The 15,093-nt window shown below is 71.0% G+C and carries 15 protein-coding genes; 7 read left to right on the top strand and 8 right to left on the bottom strand.

The window, feature by feature from the left end; translation table 11 throughout:
- The first annotated feature begins 51 nt into the window (after positions 1 to 51).
- Entirely contained in the window at positions 52 to 1,044 is a 993-nt protein-coding gene (locus NV348_RS27645) for an SDR family NAD(P)-dependent oxidoreductase (protein ID WP_447149468.1), read from the top strand.
- Between the two features lie 60 nt (positions 1,045 to 1,104).
- Here NV348_RS27645 and ppnP read toward each other — a convergent pair whose 3' ends face one another.
- From ppnP to sucB, 6 genes are all read right to left on the bottom strand, one after another.
- Positions 1,105 to 1,416, bottom strand: a complete 312-nt coding sequence (gene ppnP, locus NV348_RS27650; RefSeq protein ID WP_447149469.1) for a pyrimidine/purine nucleoside phosphorylase — start codon at positions 1,414 to 1,416, stop codon at positions 1,105 to 1,107.
- Positions 1,417 to 1,490: 74 nt separating this feature from the next.
- On the bottom strand, positions 1,491 to 2,513 hold the full coding sequence (lipA, locus tag NV348_RS27655; RefSeq protein WP_447149470.1) for a lipoyl synthase: 1,023 nt from the start codon (positions 2,511 to 2,513) through the stop codon (positions 1,491 to 1,493).
- The gene (gene lipB, locus NV348_RS27660; protein ID WP_447149471.1) at positions 2,510 to 3,259 is read right to left on the bottom strand and encodes a lipoyl(octanoyl) transferase LipB; all 750 of its coding nucleotides are present in this window, start codon (positions 3,257 to 3,259) and stop codon (positions 2,510 to 2,512) included. The genes lipA and lipB overlap by 4 nt, the downstream gene beginning before the upstream one ends.
- 65 nt (positions 3,260 to 3,324) lie before the next feature.
- Positions 3,325 to 3,828 carry a GNAT family N-acetyltransferase gene (locus NV348_RS27665; protein ID WP_447149472.1) on the bottom strand — a complete coding sequence of 168 codons (504 nt, stop codon included), beginning with the start codon at positions 3,826 to 3,828 and terminating at the stop codon, positions 3,325 to 3,327.
- Positions 3,828 to 4,733, bottom strand: coding sequence for a TIGR01777 family oxidoreductase (locus NV348_RS27670; RefSeq protein ID WP_447149473.1), 906 nt, complete (start codon positions 4,731 to 4,733; stop codon positions 3,828 to 3,830). The genes NV348_RS27665 and NV348_RS27670 overlap by 1 nt, the downstream gene beginning before the upstream one ends.
- 19 nt (positions 4,734 to 4,752) lie before the next feature.
- Complete coding sequence (gene sucB, locus NV348_RS27675; protein ID WP_447149474.1) at positions 4,753 to 6,492, bottom strand: 2-oxoglutarate dehydrogenase, E2 component, dihydrolipoamide succinyltransferase; 1,740 nt, start codon at positions 6,490 to 6,492, stop codon at positions 4,753 to 4,755.
- Between the two features lie 262 nt (positions 6,493 to 6,754).
- Here sucB and NV348_RS27680 point away from each other — a divergent pair, with 262 nt between their 5' ends.
- Positions 6,755 to 7,099 (top strand): oxidoreductase, encoded by a 345-nt coding sequence (locus tag NV348_RS27680; RefSeq protein WP_447149475.1) that lies wholly within the window; start codon positions 6,755 to 6,757, stop codon positions 7,097 to 7,099.
- Here NV348_RS27680 and NV348_RS27685 read toward each other — a convergent pair whose 3' ends face one another.
- Together NV348_RS27685 and NV348_RS27690 are read right to left on the bottom strand one after the other, a co-directional pair.
- Positions 7,100 to 8,611 (bottom strand): leucyl aminopeptidase, encoded by a 1,512-nt coding sequence (locus NV348_RS27685; protein ID WP_447149476.1) that lies wholly within the window; start codon positions 8,609 to 8,611, stop codon positions 7,100 to 7,102. It lies immediately after the preceding gene.
- 9 nt (positions 8,612 to 8,620) lie between these two features.
- Positions 8,621 to 9,433, bottom strand: coding sequence for a TetR family transcriptional regulator (locus NV348_RS27690; protein ID WP_447149477.1), 813 nt, complete (start codon positions 9,431 to 9,433; stop codon positions 8,621 to 8,623).
- Positions 9,434 to 9,522: 89 nt separating this feature from the next.
- Here NV348_RS27690 and NV348_RS27695 point away from each other — a divergent pair, with 89 nt between their 5' ends.
- From NV348_RS27695 to NV348_RS27715, 5 genes are all read left to right on the top strand, one after another.
- Positions 9,523 to 10,134: a GNAT family N-acetyltransferase gene (locus NV348_RS27695; protein ID WP_447149478.1), complete on the top strand. Its 612-nt coding sequence runs from the start codon at positions 9,523 to 9,525 to the stop codon at positions 10,132 to 10,134.
- A 160-nt stretch (positions 10,135 to 10,294) separates the two neighbouring features.
- On the top strand, positions 10,295 to 11,095 hold the full coding sequence (locus tag NV348_RS27700; RefSeq protein ID WP_447149479.1) for a hypothetical protein: 801 nt from the start codon (positions 10,295 to 10,297) through the stop codon (positions 11,093 to 11,095).
- Positions 11,092 to 12,177 (top strand): hypothetical protein, encoded by a 1,086-nt coding sequence (locus tag NV348_RS27705; protein WP_218717152.1) that lies wholly within the window; start codon positions 11,092 to 11,094, stop codon positions 12,175 to 12,177. The genes NV348_RS27700 and NV348_RS27705 overlap by 4 nt, the downstream gene beginning before the upstream one ends.
- A gap of 49 nt (positions 12,178 to 12,226) precedes the next feature.
- Entirely contained in the window at positions 12,227 to 13,708 is a 1,482-nt protein-coding gene (locus NV348_RS27710) for a hypothetical protein (protein ID WP_447149480.1), read from the top strand.
- Complete coding sequence (locus NV348_RS27715) at positions 13,705 to 15,054, top strand: AAA family ATPase (protein WP_447149481.1); 1,350 nt, start codon at positions 13,705 to 13,707, stop codon at positions 15,052 to 15,054. The genes NV348_RS27710 and NV348_RS27715 overlap by 4 nt, the downstream gene beginning before the upstream one ends.
- The last annotated feature ends 39 nt before the right edge of the window (positions 15,055 to 15,093 follow it).

Raw genomic sequence — 15,093 nt, forward strand, 5'->3', positions numbered from 1 at the left:
CCCGGACCGATTGAAGCGTTTATGCATCGTTTCTAGCGGTACCATGGGGGAGTGACCGCTAATGACGTGAGTAACGATGCGAAATTCGAGCCATCGCGCGTCGATGCGCTCCTGGACCGCACCGTGTTGCCCGGGTACAGCCGCCTCGGCATCGCCCTGCGCCGACGTGCCTGGCCGGACGACGATCCACCGGCCGACGCGATGCGGGGACGGCGCGTGGTGATCACCGGCGCCAACAGTGGGATCGGGCTGGCCATCGCCGACGGACTGGCCGAGCTGGGCGCCTCGGTCGTGCTCGCGGTCCGGAACGCGCGGCGGGGAGCGGACGCGGCGGCCGGGCTGCGCGAACGGCACCCCGACGCCACGGTGACGGTGGTCGAATGCGATGTCGCCGAATTCGATTCGGTGCGGCGCTGCGCCGCCGCGCTCGGCGAGACGCCGATCGATGTCCTCGTGCACAATGCGGGGGTGCTGTCGCCGGAACGCCGGGAGACCAGCACCGGTCACGAACTCACCTTCGCCACCCATGTGCTGGGTCCGTTGCTGCTGACCGAGCTGGTCCGCCCGCTGCTGGCCGCGGCGCGGGGGGCCAGGGTCGTGCTCATGTCCTCGGGCGGGATGTACGCCCAGCCCTTGGCGGTCGATGATCCGGAATACCGGCGCGGCGAATATCGGGGCGCTGTCGCGTACGCGCGGACGAAACGGATGCAGGTCGCGCTGACCCCGCTCCTGGCCGTCGAGCTGGCCGAGGACCGGATCGGCGCGCACGCGGTGCACCCCGGATGGGTCGACACCCCCGGTATCGCGGACGCGCTGCCCCGGTTCCGCCGGCTGACCCGGCCGTTGCTGCGGACCCCGGCCGAGGGTGCCGACACGGCGGTCTGGCTCGCCGCCACCCGGAACACGCTGCCGTCCGGCCAGTTCTGGCACGATCGCCGGATCCGCCCGCTGCACCTGCGGTCCGGCACCCACTACACCGATGCCGACGCCGTCGCCCTCTGGCGTGCGTGCCGTGCGCAGATCGGGGCTCCCGGCTCGAGCTGAACGCGCCGACGGCGAAGGGCGGCGGCTCCGGGAAGCCGCCGCCCTTCGCCGTGCCGACGATCAGCCGAAATGGCAGACGTAGTGCAGGGTTTCGACGACCTCGATATCGAAGGCGCTGTTGCCGGGGACCGAGAACGACTCGCCGCCACGGAAGACCTTCGGCTCGGACTCACCGGGGAGGGTCACCTTCGCCTCGCCCTCGATGAGCTCCATGATCTCGGGGGCGCCGGTGGTGAAGGTCAGGGTGGCGGGCAGGATCACGCCGACGGACTTCGAGGTGCCGTCGGGCAGCTCGATGTTGTGGCTGACGCACTTGCCGTCGAAATAGACGTTGGCCTTCTTCACGACGGAGACGTTCTCGAACTTCGACATGGGTCCTTCCAGGGGGTGAGGGGACCCTTAGTCTACTGAGGGGCCAGGGCTCACCGAGCCCTGGCCCGGCACCGTCAGCTGCCGTAGCGGGCCAGGACCGAGCTGGCTTCCTGGGAGGCGGTGCCTTCCTGGGCCAGGTGGGTCATCGCCTCGGGGATCTCGCGGCCGTGGTGCGCCATGGCTTGGGCGTAGAGGCGGCCGGCGCGGTAGGAGGAACGGACCAGCGGGCCCGCCATCACACCGGCGAAGCCGAGCTCCTCGGCGACCTTGGAGTGCTCGACGAACTCCTCCGGCTTCACCCAGCGATCGACCGGGTGGTGGCGCGGGGACGGGCGCAGGTACTGGGTGATGGTCAGAATGTCGCAGCCCGCCTCGTGCAGGTCACGCATCGCGGCGGTGACCTCCTCCGGGGTCTCGCCCATGCCGAGGATGAGGTTGGACTTGGTCACCAGGCCGGCCTCGCGGGCGGCGGTGAGCACGGCCAGCGAGCGCTCGTAGCGGAAGGCGGGGCGGATGCGCTTGAAGATGCGCGGCACCGTCTCCAAGTTGTGCGCCAGCACCTCGGGCCGGGTCGAGAAGACCTCGGCGAGCTGGTCGGGGTCGGCGTTGAAGTCGGGGATGAGCAGCTCGACGCCGGTGCCGGGGTTGAGCGCCTTGATGGCGCGCACGGTCTCGGCGTAGAGCCAGGCGCCGCCGTCGTCGAGGTCGTCGCGGGCGACGCCGGTGATGGTGGAGTAGCGCAGGCCCATGGCCTGGACGCTCTCGGCGACACGGCGGGGCTCGTCGCGGTCGAGGGCTGCGGGCTTGCCGGTGTCGATCTGGCAGAAGTCGCAGCGACGGGTGCACTGCTCACCGCCGATGAGGAAGGTGGCCTCGCGGTCTTCCCAGCATTCGAAGATGTTGGGGCAGCCCGCTTCCTCACAGACCGTGTGCAGGCCTTCGCGTTTCACCAGGCCCTTGAGCTCGGTGTACTCCGGGCCCATGGTGGCGCGGGTGCGAATCCACTTGGGTTTGCGCTCGATCGGGGTCTCCGCGTTGCGCGCTTCGATGCGCAGCAGCTTGCGTCCGGCGGGGGCAGAGGCGTCTACGGAGCTCACCGCACCGACTCTACGCTCGGGGCGACGACGGTCGCGGCGGTGGTGGTGCGATCAATGTCATGCGGCTGAACGGGAATTTCGCCGTCCAGCGCGGCAACGATCGCGGCCGCGACGAGCGGCTTGATCTCGGTGACGGTGACCTCGCGGCCGAGCTCGCGGGTCAGCGTGGTGACGCCGGCGTCCTTGATACCGCACGGCACGATCGCCTGGAAGCCGTCGAGCGCGGAGTTGCAGTTCAGCGAGATGCCGTGCAGGGCGACGCCGCGCTGCACGCGCACGCCGATCGCGGCGATCTTGCGTTCGGCCAACCACTCGGTGGCGGGGAGCCACACGCCCGAGCGGCCCTCGACCCGGCCGCACTCGATCCCGAGCCCGGAGACCACCTGGATCAGGGCCTCTTCCAGCCGGCGCACGTACTGCACGACGTCGACGGGCTCGGCCAGCCGGATGATCGGATAGCCGACGAGCTGGCCAGGGCCGTGCCAGGTGATCTTGCCGCCGCGGTCGACCTGCACCACCGGGCTGCCGTCGATCGGCATGTCCTCGGTCTCGGTGCGGCGGCCCGCGGTGTAGACCGACGGGTGCTCGAGTAGGAAGAGCTTGTCGGCACCTTCGCCTGCGGCGCGCTCGTCGGCGATCTGCCGTTGCAGCTCCCAGGCGGCGTTGTATTCGATGAGTCCGAGATCCTCGACCACGATCGGGGTCGAATCGAATCGAGCGGACGCGGTGGGGCGCGTGTCGTTCACCGTCCTGACGTTACGCCCACGGGCCACCGAAGGTGAAGACCGGTCGGGACGCGCGGGTCGGCTGGTCAGACGTCCAGCGCGAAGGTGCGCTGCATCAGGGTCAGGTCCATCCAGCGGCCGAACTTGTGGCCGACTTCCGGCAGTTCGCCGACGGTGCGGAAGCCGAAGCGCTCGTGCAGGGCGACGGAACCGGTATTGCTCGATTCGATCGCCGCGATCATGGCGTGCACACGGCCGGAATCGGTGGCGCGCGCGATGAGTTCGGTGAGCAGCGCGGTGGCGACGCCGCGACGCTGGAAGCGCTCGGCGACATAGACGGAATTCTCGACGGAGAAGCGGTAGCCGGTTTTCGGTCGCCACTGGCCGTAGGAGGCGTACCCGGCGACCTCGCCGTCGATCTCGGCGATCAGGATCGGCATGCCCGCGGCCGTGCGATCGGCGAACCAGATGAGGCGGTCGTCGAGGTCGACCTCGTCGGTGTCCCAGATCGCGGTCGAGGACGCGATATTGGTGTTGTGGATCGCGAGGACGGCGGGGAGGTCGGCCTTGTCGGCGTCGCGGATGAACATCAGTGATCTCCGGGGCGACCGACGGCCGCGGCCAGCGCGGCGCCGATCGTGGGGTGCTGGAAGGTGTAGCCCGCCTGCTCCAGCGCGGCGGGGATGGCGCGCGGGCCGTGCAGGATGGCCTCGTCGGCGAACTCGCCGACCAGGGCGCGCAGGGCGAAACCGGGGACGAGTAGCGGGGTGGGCCGGTGCAGGGCGCGGCCGAGAGCGCGGTTGAACTCCGCGTTGGTGACCGGTGCCGGACCGGCGGCGTTGATCGGGCCGTCGACCTCGGCATGGGTGAGCGCGAACACGATCGCGCCGACCTCGTCGTCGAGGGAGACCCACGGGGTGTACTGGCGGCCGCTGCCGAGGCGTCCGCCCAGGCCCAGCCAGTACAGCGGTTGCAGCATGCTCAGCATGCCGCCGTTGCGGGCCAGGACCACGGCGCTGCGGACCAGGACGGTGCGCACGCCCGCCGAACTGGCCGGTTCGGTCGCGGCTTCCCAGTCGCGGCACAGGGTCGCGAGGAAACCGGTTCCGGCGGGGGAGGTCTCGTCGACCACCGCGTCGCCGGTGTCGCCGCCGTAGTAGTGCACGCCGCTGGCGTTGACCAGCGTCGGCACCGCGGCGGCGGCGACCGCGGTGGCCAGGACGTCGGTGGGGGTGATCCGGCTGTCGCGCAGCAACTGCTTGTAACTGCCGTTCCATCGGCGCGCGCCGATGCTCGCGCCGCACAGGTTCACCACCGCGTCGGCCCCGCGCAACGCCCGCTCGTCGAGCTGGGCGCGCGCGGGATCCCACGCGAATTCGTCCGGTGCCGCGGGAGCGCGGCGCACCAATCGCGACACCTCGTGCCCGTCGCGGCGCAGAGCCGCGACGAGCGCTGTCCCGATCAGCCCGGACGAACCGGCGATCACCACCTTCATCTTCGGCCGGATTCCTCGACTACAGACCGAGATCGGCCTCGAACGCCGCCTCTTCCAACCGGTGCCGGATGGTGGTGAGGAAGCGACCGGCGTCGGCGCCGTCGATGAGCCGGTGATCGTAGGTCAGCGGCAGGTACACCATCGAGCGCACGCCGATGGACTCGCTACCGGCCTCGTCGGTCACCACCACCGGGCGCTTGATGATCGCGCCGGTGCCGAGCATGCCCGCCTGCGGCGGAAGCAGGATCGGGGTGTCGAACAGCGCGCCCTCGGAGCCGATATTGGTGATGGTGAAGGTGCCGCCGGACAGCTCGTCCGGCTTCAGGCCACCGGTGCGGGCGCGGGTGGCGATGTCGGCGATCGCGCGGGCCAGCCCGGCCAGCGACAGGTCGCTGGCGTTGTGGATGACCGGCGAGAGCAGACCCTGCTCGGTGTCGACCGCGATACCCAGGTGCACCGACGCGTGGTAGGTGATCTCCTTGGTGTCCTCGTTGTAGGAGGCGTTCACGTTCGGGTGCACACCGAGCGCCTCGACCACGGCCTTCGCGAAGAACGGCAGGTACGTCAGGTTGACGCCCTCACGCGACTTGAACGAGGCCTTGGCGAGCTGACGCAGATGCGCGATCTTGGTGACGTCGGCCTCGTGGACCTGGGTCAGCTGCGCGGTGGTCTGCAGCGATTCGCGCGTCTTGGTCGCGGTGATCTGCCGGATCCGGCTGGCCTTCTGCGTGGTACCGACCAGACCGGCCAGCTTCGGCGCGGCGGCCTGCTTGGCCGGGGCGGCGGGCGCGGCAGCGGCGGCCGGAGCCGCGGCGGGCGCGGGCGCCTTCTTGGCCTCGGCGGCGGCGAGCACATCCTGCTTGCGGATGCGGCCACCGACACCGGAACCGGTGAGGGTCGCCAGGTCGACGTTGTTCTCGTCGGCCAGCTTGCGGACCAGCGGGGTCACATACGGGGCGCTGCCGTTGGCGGTGGCCGCCGGGGCAGGAGCCGACGCGGGAGCCGGAGCAGGCGCGGGAGCCGGCGCGGGGGCAGGTGCCGGAGCCGGGGCGGGAGCCGCCGCGGCGGGCGCGGGAGCCGGAGCGGGCGCGGGAGCCGGGGCCGGAGCGGGAGCAGGCGCGGGAGCCGGAGCGGCCGCGGGAGCACCGCTACCGATCACACCCAGCTGACCACCGACGGCGATGATGTCGTCTTCCTGCGCCGAGATCTCCAGCAGCGTGCCGGCGACGGGCGACGGGATCTCGGTGTCGACCTTGTCGGTGGACACCTCGAGCAGCGGCTCGTCGACGGCGACGGTGTCACCCACGGCCTTGAGCCAGCGGGTCACGGTGCCTTCGGTGACCGACTCGCCGAGTTCGGGCATCTTCACGGGCGTGCCGGAAGCGGCGGCGGGGGCAGCGGCGGGCGCGGGTGCCGGGGCCGGGGCGGGAGCCGCGGCGGCGGGGGCAGGCGCGGGGGCCGGAGCCGGAGCGGGTTCGGCAGGCGCGGCAGCCGGTGCGGGAGCGGCAGCGGCGGCTTCGCCGGCGTCGCTGATCACACCGAGCTCACCGCCGACCTCGACGACGTCGTCTTCCTGGGCGACGATCTTCGACAGCACACCGGCGGTGGGCGACGGGATCTCGGTATCGACTTTGTCGGTGGAGACTTCGAGCAGCGGTTCGTCGACCTCGACCGTGTCTCCTTCCTGCTTCAGCCACCTGGTCACCGTTCCCTCGGTGACGCTCTCACCAAGAGCCGGCATCTGGACGGAGAAGGCCATGTCCTCTGTCTCCTCTGATCTGACTGTTAGACGGGTAATACAACAGTGCTTCGACCCCGGCAGACACCCGTCGCGGGTCGCGGCGTACGTCCACCCCGCCGTAAGAGCGAGGCGTCCGGGAATCGTCGGTTTCTTGTTCCGGCAACCATCCTTGCACCCGCTCGTCACCGACGTAGCGCAGGGCGGCATTCCGGGCAGAGCTGGCACCATGGAATGTACGGCGGTGAGCAGATTTCCGTCGGAGCGCAGGAGGTTGTTACCGGTGGGTTTGCTGGATCGTTTCCGCGGTGCGCGCGGCCGGAGCAGGACAGTCGCTCGCGACAGCGCGTCGGAGATCGCCGCGCTCGCCGACTGGGCGCGCGCCCGGCGCGGCGTCGAGGCGTTCGTCGAACCGAAAACCGCTGTGACCGATGTCACAGCGGTTCTGGTCGCTTCGGACGGTGAATGGACCCGGCGCATCGTCGGTGAGCGGGGTGCGCGGCGATTGGCCGGCGCGCTGAAGATTCCGGTCTACGACGTCAACCGCACGGGCTATCCACAGCGCATGCGCGACTACGATGCCCGCCGCCGCATCGAGCAGCGGCGGGCCAGGGAACAGCAGGAGTGACTACTCCGCGCCGATCTCCTCGATCACGGTGATCAGGGTGCGCACCGGGACACCGGTGCCGCCCTTGCCGATGTAGCCGAACGGCCCGCCGGTGTTGTACGCCGGACCCGCGACATCCAGGTGCGCCCACTGCACGCCCTCGGGCACGAACTCCTTGAGGAACAGTGCGGCCGAGAGCATTCCGCCCCACCGGTGCGGTGCGACATTGGCCAGGTCGGCGACCTTGGAGTTGAGATCGGCGCGCAGCTCGGCGGGCAGCGGCATCGCCCAGCCGTGCTCACCGACCGACCGCGACGCGGCGGCGACGCGGTCGCGGAACTCCTCGGTGCCCATCACGCCGGGCGTGCGGGTGCCGAGGGCGACCATCTGGGCACCGGTCAGGGTGGCGACGTCGATCAGGTAGTCGGGCTCGTCCTCGGCGGCGCGCACGATCGCGTCGGCCAGGATGAGCCTGCCCTCGGCGTCGGTGTTGAGCACCTCGACGGTGGTGCCGCCGTACTGGGTGAGCACGTCGCCGGGGCGCTGCGCGGTAGCCGAGGGCATGTTCTCGGCCATCGGCACGGTCGCGGTGACGGTGACCGGCAGGCCGAGCCGGGCGGCCAGCAGGGTGGTCGCGATGACCGCCGCGGCGCCCGCCATGTCGGAGGTCATGTTCTCCATGTTGGCCGCGGGCTTGATCGAGATGCCACCGGTGTCGAAGGTGATGCCCTTGCCGACGAGCGCGATCTTCTTGGGGCCACCCGCGTAGGTGATGCGCACCAGGCGCGGCGGTCGCGCCGAGCCCTGGCCGACGCCGACGATGCCGCCGTAGCCGCCCGCGGCGAGCGCCTCCTCGTCGAGCACCTCGACCTCGAGCCCGGCTGCCTCGGCGAGCACGCGGGCCCGCTCGGCGAACTCGGCCGGGTACAGCGCGCTCGGCGGCGTGTTGACGAAATCGCGCGCGGTCGCGACGGCTTCGGCGACGAGCTGGCCGCGCAGCAGTTCCAGCACACCGAATTCGGGCTCGGGAACCAGCAATTCGACGCGCAGCACCGGCTGCTCGTCCGGCTTCGGCGCGCTCTTGGCCGATTTGAAGGAGGTGAAGGTGTACGCGCCGAGATAGAAGCCCTCCGCCGCGGCGGCGAGGTCGACGCCCGAGAGGGTGGTCGCGACGAGTTCGGTGCCGCTGAGCGCGCGCCCGGCCACACCGGCGCTGCGGCGCACCTGCTCGGCGTCGACCTTGTCGGCCGCGCCGAGGCCGACCGCGAGCACGCTGGTCACATCGGCCAGGGCCGCGGGCGCGGGCACCCGGGTGAGTTCCTCGGGCTTGCCCTTCGCGCCGACCGCGCCGAGAGCATCGAGCAGCTCCGCGCGAACCTCGGCGGTGAGCACGTCGCCGAACAGGTCGGCGGGGACGATGGCCGGTCCGTTCTCCGAGGATGTCAAGCCGATCACCAATACATCGGTGTCCGGGTTGATGGTTTCGGTACGTGCCAATTCCGGTCCGAGTGAACGATCTGCAACAGCGGTCATCGCCCCAGATTATGCGGTCGGCCTCGGGTGCCGCATCGCGACGCCGTCGAGCAGTAGTGCGACACCGGCGGTGAGCAGTTCGTCGAAGGAGAGGTCGGGTCCGTGTGGCTCGGCGGCGAACATCCGGTGCAGCACCGGGCGGGCGCGCGGGTCGAGGAGTTCGGCGAGTTCGGCGCGCACCGGGTCGGCGGTCGCGATCGCCGCGGCACCGATGCGGTCGCCGCGATCGGTGCTCCACATCAGCGCCAGTCCCTGGACCATGCCGGAGTAGGCGAGATAGATCGTGAGCATCTCGGCGCTGGTCAGGTCGAGTTCGTCGAGCGCGGCGAAAGAGCGTTCCAGCGAGTCGAGCAGGGCTGGGCCCAGCGGCGGCCGAGTGCGGGCGAGCACGGTGAGGATCCACGGATGACGCCGGTAGAGCCGCCATTCCCCGTCGGCTTCGGTCGCCAGCACCGCCCGCCAGTGCGGAGCAGGCGCGGGTGCGGGTATTTCCGCGAGGGCCAGTTCCGTCATCGCCGCCAGCAGGGCCTCGCGATCCGGGAAGTGCCGGTACAGCGCGGCGGTCGCGACGCCGAGTTCGCCGGCCAGGCGGCGCATGGTGAGGCCGTCGAGCCCGTCCCGGTCGGCGACCTCGATCGCCGTGGCGGCGATGTGGACCGGGGACAACCTCGTCGGCCGGGCGCGGCGCACCGGCGGGCGCCGGTCCCGGCGGGCCCGGTAGGCCCGCCCCTGACACGACCGTGAGCAATAGCGGCGCACCCTGCCTCGGTCGGCCTGCTCCACCTCGCGTCCACAGTGCACGCACAGCGTCGATTTCCGCACACCAACCAGTGTGACGAAATCCTCGTAACCCTGCTGTCGCACTCCTAGATTGGCGACTACGGACGCTGTTCACCCAGGAGGAGAGACCGATGAATGCCCACGTCAGACAGGCCCGACCCGACGAGCTCGCCGCCGTCGCCGACGCTTTCGTCGCGGCGAGCCTGGACGAGGTCGTCTCGGCGTGGATCCGGGCCGGCGACCCGGAGGTCGAGCAGGCCTATCGCACCACGTTCGGACCGCAGTTCGTGGCGAAGGCCATGGCCGAGGACGAGGTGTGGGTCGCGGGCGACGGCGAGGACATCTGGGCGGTGTCGCTGTGGCAGACGGTCACCTCCGCCGACCGGCTCGCCGCCGAAGCCGACGAAGCGCGCGCGCTGCTGGAGGCGGCGCCCGATGTCGTGTCGTTCCAGCGGATGGCGGCGGTGTCGAGCCTGGTCGCCGCCGCGCATCCGCGCGAATTCCCGCACCGCTACCTGCATGTCATCGTCACCGTGCCCGAACATCGGGGCAAAGGCGCGGGCGGCGCGATCCTCGCCGACCGGCTCGCGGCGTGTGCCGACGCCGGCGAAACGGCGTTCCTGGAAGCCAGCACGGTCCGGTCGTCGCGGCTCTACGCCCGCCACGGATTCGCGCACGAGGGTGATCCGATCGAGTTGCCCGACGGCGGACCGACCCTGCTGCCCATGTGGCACCGAGGCTGACCCGTACCGTCCCGCAGTGCTACGCCGTCCGGCGGCGGAGGGCAAATTCTGGTGACCCCGGGCTACGGGGGCGGATCCGCGTTGTGGGCCGCGCGGCAATCCGGTGGTGAATACTGGCAAACACTGGACAACACTGGAACCGCTGAATACGCTCACGCTCGTGACGGACACGGCCGAGGAGCTGGAGGAGCGCATCGCCGACCTCCGCGCCGAGGTGCGCCGTGCCGCCGCGTCCGGTGACCGCGCGACCGCCCGTCAGCTGCGCGCACAGCTGCGCAAGACCGAATCCGCCTGGGACGCGGTCGTCCTCGGCTCGATCCCGGAACCAGCCGACGCGCCGGAGCGGGCCGACGCGCCCGCCGTGCCGGTGCGCGAGCACGTGCACCGCGCGCTGACGCTGCTGTCGGTGCCGTCCTCGCCCAAACTCGTGCTGGCCGTGCACGAGGCATTCTTCTCCGGCGAACTGCTGCCCGCCCGGCTCACCAGCCTGCGCCGCGACGAGGAACGCTCGTTCCGTTCGGCGCCCTATGCCCGCCCGTACTACCTGTGCGCGGCGCTCACGACGGATCTGCTGTCGCAGGCGCGGGGGTTGCTGGCGGTCAGTTCGTGGCCGCTGGAGCGCCGGATGGTGGGTCCGCTGAGTCCGCGTGTCGGCCTGTTGATCTCGGCGATCCGCCTGGCCGGGCATCTTTCGGCGCAGCCTGCCGCGACACAGGCCGGACAGCGCGTACTGTGGCGGCTCGCCGTATCGATTCCTGGCGTGTCCGGCGCGCCGGACATGCTTGATCCGGCGGAGGTGATCGAGGCCGCCCGGCGTGAGCTGGCGGTCCACGAGGACGAGGACGCACGGCAGCGCGACGCGGCCGCGCGCCGGGCGGCCGAACAGCTGGCCGATCCGGCCGCACAACTATTCGGTGTTCGGCTCGGGGTGGCCGACCGGCGACGAATCGAGGTGAAATGAGCACTCTCGCAGCACAGCTGGACCAGTTGCGCGGCGCGGCGCCCGCGACCAGGCACAACGCCCGCACCATCGCCGCGCTCACGGCCAATCCCGGGTGCGCCCGGCGCGCCCTGCTCGACGCGGCCGCGGTCGACAAGACCGTGATCGCCCAATCGCTCGGTTTCCCACCACAGTTCGGTCAGTCCCAGTTCGCCATTACCCGCGGCAACGCCTTCGAGTCGATGGTGAAGGCCAATGGCTGCGCGGAACTGCTGGCGCTGCTGCGCGACAAGCTCGGCCTCACCATCCCCGAAGTGGCCTATCACGACCTGAACTCGGTCGGTGAGAACACCGGCAACGCCGTGCGATATCAGCGCACCAGGCAGCTGCTGAAATCGACGATCGCCGCGGGCGACGGCACCCTGTTCGACCATCCGATGCTGCGCCTCGACATCGCGGGCGCCACCGCCTATCTGGAGCCCGACGTGGTCGCCGTGCAGCTCGACGGCAAGTTCCACGTCGTCGAGATCAAGGCGTTCCCGGTGATCGACGGGCAGGCCGACCCGGCCCAGGTCGCGGCGGCGGCGCGCCAGTCCGCGGTGTATGTGATCGCGTTGCGCGAGCTGATGACCGAGATCGGCGAGTCGCCGGAGCTGGTCTCGCACAACACGATCCTGGTGTGCGCGAAGGACTTCACCAACCGGCCGACGGCCGCCCTGGTCGATCTGCGCAAGCAGCTCGCGGTGGTCTCCCGCCAGCTGACCCGGCTCACCGCCATTCCCGAGCTGCTCGAATTGCTGCCGCCCGAGGCCACCTTCGCGCCGGGGGAGGACCTGGAGAAGACGATCGCGGCGATCCCCGCCCGGTACGCCCCCGAGTGCATGTCGAGCTGCGAGCTCGCGTTCGCCTGCCGCGACGAGGCCAGGACCTGCGGTTCGGTCGACGCGCTCGGCCGCGGCGTGTGCGACGAGGTCGGCGGCATCGAGAACCTGCACACCGTCCTCGGTCTGGCCGACGGGACGCTGCAACCGGGACCCGAGCACGCCGACATCACCGCCATGCTGCGCACCGCGCACCGGCTGCGGCTGGAGATCGCCGGATGAGCGAGGGCAGCGAGCGGCAGATGGGCACAGCCGACAGCGAGGCGGAGGCATGAGCGTGCTGTCGGCCCTGGCCAAGGCCGAGGCGGTTCGCGCGGGCCGGGCGCAGCCGACCGCGGCGGTGCGCCACCTGCACCTGGCCGAGCGGCCGCTGGTGGCGGTGCCGCTGCGGCTGGCCGGTGAGGCCGCGGCGCCGCTGGCGATCATGATCGGCACCGCGCGCGGCGACCAGAACGTGCTGATCGTGCCGCAGCCGCGTGACCGGGTCCTGCGGCTGCGGTTCATCGAACAACTGGCCGACATCGTGCTGCCCTATCTTTCGTCGTTCCTGGCCGACAGCGAGGAACTCACCAGCAAGGCGGGTGAGACCTACACCCGCTGCCTCGACGCGCCCCAGATCTGGACGCCGAACGAGGGCGGGGTGAACTTCCTGAAGCTGCTGGGCCGCTCGGTCCGCTTCCACCGCACCGACGGCGACACCCCGGTGCCGTTATCGATTCCGCTGCTGGGCCGCTGGCTGACCTGGTTCGGCGACCGCGCCGAACATCCCGGTTCGGCGGTGCTGCCCGCGATGACCTCGGCGCTCGCGGCGCACTGGGCCACCGGCCAATCCGCGCTGGAGGACGGTAATCTGGCCGCCCTGCTCGGCTGGATCGACCCGCCGCCGGGCCGCACCGGCGCGGAGGCCGCGGCCATCGCCGAGGACCCGTTGCAGTCGCCGCCCGCGGGCCCGGCCACCGATCCCGGCTTCGACAACGAGGAGCTCGCGCCGCTGATCGCCGCCTACAACGCCGCCGTGGACGAGAACGCCAGAGCCGTGGCCGCCGAACGGCTCGAGCGGTCGCTGCGTGGTCAGCTCGAACCCACCTGGCAGCTGATGTGGCGGGCGCTCGACCTGCTGCGCGCGCTGCCGCCGGGCGCCAGCGTGGAGCACCGGTGGACCGACGATCGCGGCGCGTTCTCCTATTTCGCGGCCGAGGTGGCGGAGGGCACGCCGCAGGCCCGGCGCGATCCCGCCGTGCGCGCGGTGCGCAGGCTGCTCGAACGCGAGCGAGCGCTGGAGGCGTTGCAGGCCCAGTGCGCCTTCGACGATCCGCTGCGGATGCTCGAGCATCGGGTCACCGGGGCGGCCTTTCGCGGCACCGTCGTGCACAGCGAACCGGACCGCGTCGACCGCTCGGGCGCGCGCCCGAAACTGCGCCCGCACATCCACATCCGCACCACCGATCCGTTCCTGGCGGTCGTCGGCGAGGAGCTGACGTGTGTGGAGCGGCCGAAGCAGAGCGGGGTCGTCGTCGAGATCGATGGCGACAGCATGGTTCTCGAACTCTCGGGCGGGATGGGCCGCAAGCTCGTCGCCGAACCGGGCTCGGTGCCGACCGACGGCGAGGCCCTCGGGTTCGCGCGGTTCTCGCCGTCGCCGTTCAACGGTCAGCTGAATCTGCCCGCGCGCGAGGACACCCCGTGGACGCACGGCGGCCCGCCGCCGGAATGGGTGCCGCCCACCGACGACGAAGGAGAGGAGCTGCAATGACCACGCCGGACGAGGCCGTCGCGAACATTCTCACCGACCTGCGCGACGCGAGTCATCGCGCCATCGTCGTCGACTCGCCGCCCGGCGCGGGCAAATCCACACTGGTCGTGCGCGCCGCCCGCCAGCTCGCCGAGGACGACGACCAGCGGATGATCGTCGCCCAGACCAACGAACAGGTCGACGACCTCATCGACCGTCTCGCGGGCGCCGACCCGGCGATGCGCATCGGCCGCCTCTCCAGCACCGCCTACGTCACCAGCGAGCGGGTCGACCAGCACGCGAACGTCCGCGTCGCGACCAAACCCGCCGACCTGGCCGATCGCACGATCGTCATCGGGACCGCCGCCAAATGGGCCACCATCACCGACGGCAGCTGGTCGCACGCGATCATCGACGAGGCGTATCAGATGCGCTCGGACATGTTGTTGCGCATCGCGAATCGGTTCGATCGCGGGCTGTTCGTCGGCGATCCGGGGCAGCTCGATCCGTTCGCGACCGTCGAGACCGCGCGCTGGGCCGGGCTCACCTGGGATCCGACGATGAGCGCGGTGAGCGTGATGCTGGCCAACAACGACAACATCCCGATCCACCGGCTGCCGGTGTCATGGCGCTTGCCCGCCACCGCGGCGCCGGTCGTCTCGCAGGCCTTCTACCCGTTCACCGGTTTCGAGTCCGGCACCGGATTCGGTGACCGCAGTATGGATTTCACCACCCGCGGCCTCGGCGGACCGATCGACGCGGTGCTCGAGGAAGCGGCCGCGACAGGCTGGGGCTGGTACGAACTGCCCGCCCGGCACACCCTGCGCACCGATCGCGAGGCGGTGCACGCCCTCGCCGCGATCGCCGCCCGGCTGATCGAGCGCGGCGCCACCGCGCACTCCCGAATCGGGCAGTCACCCGGTCACCACCGACCGCGTCGCCATCGGCACCGCCCATCGCGACCAGGCCGATGCGGTGCGGACCGCCCTGCGCGGCACCGCCGCCGAGCCCGTCACCGTCGACACCGCCAACCGGCTGCAAGGCCGCGAGTACGACGTCACCCTGGTACTGCACCCGCTGTCGGGCCGTCGCGACGCGAGCGCCTTCCACCTCGAAGCGGGCCGCCTGTGCGTGCTCGCCTCCCGGCACCGCCACGCCTGCATCCTGGTCGGCCGCGCCGGCATCCCCGAACTGCTCGACGCCCACCCGTCGGCCGAACCGGTCCACCTCGGCGTGCCGGTGAAGTTCCCCGACGGCTGGGAGGCGAACCAGTCCGTGCTGAGCCATCTGACCCGGCATCGGGTGCGGGCGGCCACGCACTGAGATCACGTGACGGATCACCGTCCATAAGCTGTGAGTTTGCTTGACACGACGACTTTTTCGGGTGCTTCGCACACCGCGCGCGG

It is taken from the genome of Nocardia fodinahabitans, from assembly GCF_052983615.1.